At 70.6% G+C, this 1892-nt stretch carries 2 protein-coding genes; both read left to right on the top strand.

Annotation, left to right across the window (positions count from 1 at the left end; translation table 11 throughout):
* Window positions 1-332 precede the first annotated feature (332 nt).
* Window positions 333-1178 (top strand): thioesterase II family protein, encoded by an 846-nt coding sequence (locus HCN08_RS13165; protein ID WP_206318736.1) that lies wholly within the window; start codon window positions 333-335, stop codon window positions 1176-1178.
* Window positions 1179-1194: 16 nt separating this feature from the next.
* Complete coding sequence (locus tag HCN08_RS13160) at window positions 1195-1851, top strand: response regulator transcription factor (protein ID WP_167983206.1); 657 nt, start codon at window positions 1195-1197, stop codon at window positions 1849-1851.
* The last annotated feature ends 41 nt before the right edge of the window (window positions 1852-1892 follow it).

Raw genomic sequence — 1892 nt, 5'->3', positions numbered from 1 at the left:
TGACGCCACCCCAAGAGCCCGTACGGCTTGATGAACCTCGGCATGCCAAGGCGTGCCCAGGCATGAAGGAAATGGGCCTGCCGTTATTCCGGGGCGGTTCGCGCATCGGTGCCGGCCGGTCGTTTGGGCCGTTCGTTGCGGTGCCGGAAGCAAATAGCCTCTATTTCCAGTCGAACGACAACCTACGGGCGGCTCTTCGGGTGACCAACCCCTAGCTCACCCCGATCCCTCGCCGGCGGGCGGTGGTAGGGGTGCGGGTGCGGGGCGGGCGGGCCGCGGGGGTGAGGCGGGGGGTGCGTAGGGGTTGTGGCCATGGTGTTCACGCTGCCACGTTGGCATCGGACACCCCTGCCGAGGGGTGCGAGGAAAGGTGCGTTGACGTGGCAGGAGCAGCAACGGGACCGGCGATCGGTGCGGACTGGGTACGGCGGTTCCACCCCTCGCCGCGGCCGATCGCGCGCCTTGTCTGCTTCCCGCACGCCGGTGGTTCGGCGAGCTTCTTCTTTCCGGTCTCCGAGGCGATGTCGTCCTCGATCGAGGTGCTGGCGCTGCAATATCCGGGGCGGCAGGACCGCCGGGCGGAAGAGCCGCTGACTTCCGTGCAGGATTTCGCGCGGAATGCCTTCGACGCGCTTCAGCCGTGGGCGGACGTGCCGCTGGTGTTCTTCGGGCACAGCATGGGCGCGGTGATCGCGTACGAGGTGGCGCGGCTTTTCGACGACGCGGACACCGTGCTGCTGGGGTTGTTCGTGTCGGGGCGGCGGGGTCCGGCGACGTACCGGGACGAGCGGGTGCACCTGATGCCGGACGAGGGGGTGGTGTCGGAGATCGTGAATCTCAACGGCACGGACTCCGGGCTGCTGGCGGACAAGGAGATCCTGTCGATGATCCTGCCGGCGATCCGCAGCGACTACCGGGCGATCGAGACGTACCGCTACAATGCGTCGCGCAAGCTGCGCTGCCCGATCACGGCGATGGTCGGGGACAACGACCCGAAGGCGACTCTCGACGAGGTGCGCACGTGGCAGGAGCACACCAGCGGGGACTTCGAGCTCCAGGTGTTCGGCGGCGGCCACTTCTATCTGACCGGTCATCAGGCGGCGATCATCAACGCCATTTCCGACCATGTGCTGATGGCGTGCGGCGACTCCGCGCGGCCGGCCGTACGGGAGCGGTGACGGCCGGGGTCCGCGGGTGAGCGCGGACGGGGCGCCGGCGGCGCGTCCGGCGGGGACGGCGGGGACGGTCATCCGGGTGCTGCTCGCGGACGACCAGGCGCTGATCCGGGGCGCGTTGGCGTCGATGCTGGGCCTTGAGCGCGACATCGAGGTGGTGGCGCAGGCCGGTTCGGGTGACGAGGCGGTCGAGGCCGCGCTGCGGCTGCGCCCGGACGTGGCGTTGCTGGACGTGCAGATGCCGGGCAAGGACGGGTTGACGGCGGCGGCGGAGCTGCGGGAGGCGCTGCCGTCGTGCCGGGTGGTGATCTGCACGACGTACGGGCGGCCCGGCTATGTGTACCGGGCGATGCGGATAGGCGTGTCGGGTTTTGTGGTGAAGGACGCGCCGCCGGAGCAACTGGCCGACACCGTACGGCGGGTGCACGCGGGGCTGCGGGTGGTGGATCCGGCGCTGGCGGCGGAGTCGCTGGCGAGCGGGTCCAATCCGCTGACGCCGCGCGAGCAGGAGGTGCTGCGTGCGGCGCGCAAGGGCGGGACGGCGGCGGAAGTGGCCGCGGTGATGCATTTGTCGGGCGGGACGGTGCGCAACTGCCTGTCGTCCGCGATGAGCAAGACCGGCGGCAGTACGCGCGCCGAGGCGGTGCGGATCGCCGAGGAGCAGGGCTGGCTGTAGCCGGGGGCGCTCACGGACGGTGGCGGCATTGGGCCGCCGGG

Origin of the sequence: Actinacidiphila epipremni (assembly GCF_012034175.1) — a bacterium.
GTDB lineage: Bacteria > Actinomycetota > Actinomycetes > Streptomycetales > Streptomycetaceae > Actinacidiphila > Actinacidiphila epipremni.
The sequence above is the reverse complement of the archived record's forward strand: the minus strand, read 5'-3'. Positions and strand labels throughout refer to the sequence as shown.